This is a genomic window from Rhodococcus sp. P3_B8, from assembly GCF_056402775.1.
The window spans coordinates 1-3,457 of record NZ_JBFUGT010000480.1 but is presented as its reverse complement, the minus strand read 5'-3'; the positions used below and the strand labels follow the sequence as shown (position 1 = coordinate 3,457).

Sequence of the window (3,457 nt, the reverse complement as noted above, 5' to 3'; positions counted from 1 at the left end):
CCCGCACGTCCTGGCGCTGCTCGACGACGCCGTCCGGCTTGTCGCGGCGTTGGACGAACCGGCGGAGAGCAACTTCGTGCGCGCACATGCGCAGGCGGACCTCGCCGAGCACGGCGACGAACGGCGCGCGACCACCCGCATCTTCGGGTCGAAGCCGGGCACCTACGGGGCCGGACTGCTGCAGCTGATCGATTCCAAGAGCTGGCGCGGCGACGCCGACCTCGCCGACGTGTACACCACGTGGGGTGGTTTCGCATACGGCCGCGGACTCGACGGTGCGCCCGCCGCCGACGACATGCGGACCGCGTACCGTCGAATCACCGTGGCGGCCAAGAACACCGACACCCGCGAACACGACATCGCCGATGCCGACGACTACTTCCAGTACCACGGCGGAATGGTCGCGACCGTGCGGGCGCTCACCGGAAAGTCACCCGAGGCGTACATCGGCGACAGCACCCGTCCGGAGTCGGTGCGCACCCGAACCCTGTCGGAGGAGACGTCCCGAGTGTTCCGCGCCCGCGTCGTGAACCCGCGGTGGCTCGAGGCGATGCGCCGCCACGGCTACAAGGGTGCGTTCGAGATGGCGGCCACCGTCGACTACCTGTTCGGATACGACGCCACCACCAACGTCGTCGCCGACTGGATGTACGAGAAACTCGCCGAGTCGTACGTGCTCGACGACCAGAACCGCAAGTTCATGGAACAGTCCAACCCGTGGGCCCTGCACGGCATCGCCGAACGCCTGCTCGAGGCGGCCGAGCGGGACATGTGGGAGCACCCCGACCAGCAGACCCTCGACGGCCTGCGGCAGGTGTATCTCGAGACCGAAGGCGAACTCGAAGGGGACTGACCCACCGTCCGGGCTTCGCGGTTCGGTCTAGCATGGGGCCGGTGACCACAGAATTCGACCGGGTGTCGTCCGCGAAGTATGTCCTGCTCACCACGTTTCGGAAAGACGGCACCCCGGTGGCGACGCCGCTCTGGGCCGCCGCCGACGGTGAGCGTCTGCTGATGTGGACGGTCACCGACTCCTACAAGGTCAAACGGATCCGCCGCAACCCGGAGGTGACGGTGGCTGCGTGCGATGCTCGCGGCAAGCCGAAGGGGCCCGAGGTTCCCGCCCGCGCCGTCATCCTCGACGCCACCGACACCGATCACACGCGGGACGTGATCGCCCGCAAGTACGKCATCCTCGGCTGGCTCACGATGAAAGGCAGCCTCCTGCGCCGAGGAAAGACCGGCACCATCGGGCTCGCCGTCACGGCCGACGACCGGTAGGCAGGGGCCGCCATCGAACCGAGAACGTGATCCGAACGCGGCGTCGTCGAACAGTCGGTTGCCGAAACCGTCCAGGCGGCGGGCAACAATAGGTCTCGTGATCGGCTGAACGAGCCAACGAGTTACGGTCACGAGTATGCCGAGAGAGACGCGCGACTCGGAGGAGCGTCCCTATGTCGTCGCTCATGTTGCGGTCGCCCTGGACGGGGCCACGACGGGCTTCGAGCCGGATGTGGGCCGGTTCTACGAACTCGCGGCGACCTGGAGAGAAGACGTGACCCTGGTGGGGGCGGACACGATGCTGGCGCAGGAGCAGGCGTTGGCTGCCGCTCCCCGCCCCGGCCCGCTCGAGGGCGGGCCGCTGCTGGCCGTTGTCGACAGCCGGGGACGCGTCGACGACTGGGTGTGGGAGGCGCTGCGGGACGTCGGACACTGGTCGGAGGTGCTCGCTTTGCACGCCGAGGCCACCCCGCCTCGCGGAGGTGGCCGACCGGTGCAGGAGTTGGTGACAGGTACCGAGCGTGTGGATCTGGCTGCTGCTCTGGAGATCCTCGGCGGGCGCGCCGGCGGCGAGGTCGTGCGGGTGGACAGCGGGGGTGCGCTGATCGGCGTCCTGCTCGGCGCTGGGTTGCTGGATGAGGTGAGCCTGCTCGTCCACCCCCGGCTGCCTGGTGTGCGGACACATCGTCTGTGGCACGGATCGGCACCGGCAGCGATCCGGTTCGACCTCATCGCGAGCCGTGCCTTCGAAGACGGCCTCGTCTGGCTCCGCTACCGGCCCGCGCGATGAGGGGGCGGGTCGCCTCTTCGCGGAACGGGTATGTGGCACCGCATCTTCGGTGACCGGTCAGGCGAGTGTGCGGAGATGGTCGGCGATCATGCGCTGAGCGGTGTCCGGGGTGTCGGTGTCGCCGAGCAGAACGTGCATCGCGGCGCCGTCGACAAGTGCGTGCAGGCGCATCGCCTCGGTGTCGACGTCGATGTCCGGCGCGATCAGGCCCCGTTGAGCGAGGCCGGTCAGGATCGCGGCGCAGGCACCGCGGAGCTGCCGTTGGGCGTCGAGGGCGATCTCCTTCAGCAGGGGATGGGCGGGGCTTTCCGCGACCAGGGCCAGGTTCACTTCCATTTCGCAGCGTCGGCGGTCGTCGAGGGGGAGGACTTCGTCCAGCACCGCGAGAGCGCGCTGCCACGGGTCGGTGATCGAGGCGTGGGTCTGTGCTCGTTCGCGGACACGCGTTGCGACGAGCCGCATCGAATAGGCGAGGAGTTCGGCCTTGCTGGCGAACACGTGTCGGAGCGATCCGCTCGAGATTCCGGCCTCCGCGGCAACATCCCGGACGGACACGGCGCCGATGCCCTCGCGTTGGATCACCCGCCACACGGCCTCGGCGATCTCCTGCTGCCTTCGGTCGTGGTCGATGAGCTTCGGCACTCTGCCATGTTAACACGACCGTGTTAGCATGAGCGCTTGCTAGCACGATCGTACTAACAAGTACTGGAGGGCTGAAGGCATGACGTCGCTGTCGAGTTCCCACCGCTATGCCGCGCTCGACGTCATGCGCGGTGCGGCCATCCTGGGCACTCTCGCCACCAACATCTGGATCTTCACCAACGTCGGGGGTCTGGTGGGGTATATCAACGGCACCGGACGAGCCACCGGCGGATGGGCCCCGGTGCAGGCGGTACTGCAGCAGTTCGCGCAGGGCAAGTTCCTCGGCCTGCTCACCATCATGTTCGGCATCGGACTGGTCATTCAGCAGCGCTCCGCGCAGCGACGGGGCCGGCGGTGGCCGRGCGGCTACCCGTGGCGTGCGGGGCTGCTGATGCTCGACGGAGCACTGCATTTTCTGCTGTTCACCGAGTTCGACGTCCTGATCGGATACGCCCTCACCGGATTGATCGTCGCCTTCATCCTGACCACAGGCATTCGCGCGCAACGCGTCTGGGTGGCGTGTGCCGTGACCGTCCACGCGGCGATGCTCGGCCTCGTCGTCGCGGCATTGTCCTCGGCGCCCGCGCGGGAGCCCCAGCCGCTGTCACCGAACCCCTATGCGGACGGCAGCTTCTGGGATCTCGTCGTCTTCCGCGCCGACCACGTGTTGCTGTTCCGACTCGAGGTGCTCTTCATCTTGCCGCTGTCGATCGCCCTGTTCCTCGTCGGCGCACACCTCTACGG

At 67.9% G+C, this 3,457-nt stretch carries 5 protein-coding genes; 4 read left to right on the top strand and 1 reads right to left on the bottom strand.

Annotated features, from left to right (window positions below; translation table 11 throughout):
- The 3 genes from AC1D1G_RS43260 to AC1D1G_RS43250 all read left to right on the top strand — a co-directional run.
- Window positions 1-853 (top strand): cobaltochelatase subunit CobN (locus tag AC1D1G_RS43260; protein WP_477956711.1); only part of this gene is annotated, 853 nt, incomplete at its 5' end.
- Between the two features lie 32 nt (window positions 854-885).
- Complete coding sequence (locus AC1D1G_RS43255; protein WP_477956710.1) at window positions 886-1,281, top strand: PPOX class F420-dependent oxidoreductase; 396 nt, start codon at window positions 886-888, stop codon at window positions 1,279-1,281.
- 136 nt (window positions 1,282-1,417) lie between these two features.
- Window positions 1,418-2,071 (top strand): dihydrofolate reductase family protein, encoded by a 654-nt coding sequence (locus AC1D1G_RS43250; RefSeq protein WP_283332491.1) that lies wholly within the window; start codon window positions 1,418-1,420, stop codon window positions 2,069-2,071.
- Window positions 2,072-2,128: 57 nt separating this feature from the next.
- Here the strand turns inward: AC1D1G_RS43250 and AC1D1G_RS43245 are convergent, their stop codons facing one another.
- Complete coding sequence (locus tag AC1D1G_RS43245) at window positions 2,129-2,713, bottom strand: TetR/AcrR family transcriptional regulator (RefSeq protein ID WP_283352780.1); 585 nt, start codon at window positions 2,711-2,713, stop codon at window positions 2,129-2,131.
- 79 nt (window positions 2,714-2,792) lie between these two features.
- Between AC1D1G_RS43245 and AC1D1G_RS43240 the strand changes: the two genes are divergently transcribed.
- Window positions 2,793-3,457: DUF418 domain-containing protein (locus tag AC1D1G_RS43240; RefSeq protein ID WP_477956709.1), on the top strand; the 665-nt coding region annotated here is incomplete at its 3' end.

Bases quoted from the DNA above. Each gene is read 5' to 3' on its own strand.
- AC1D1G_RS43250 (WP_283332491.1), top strand. From the start codon at position 1,418: ATGCCGAGAGAGACGCGCGACTCGGAGGAGCGTCCCTATGTCGTCGCT.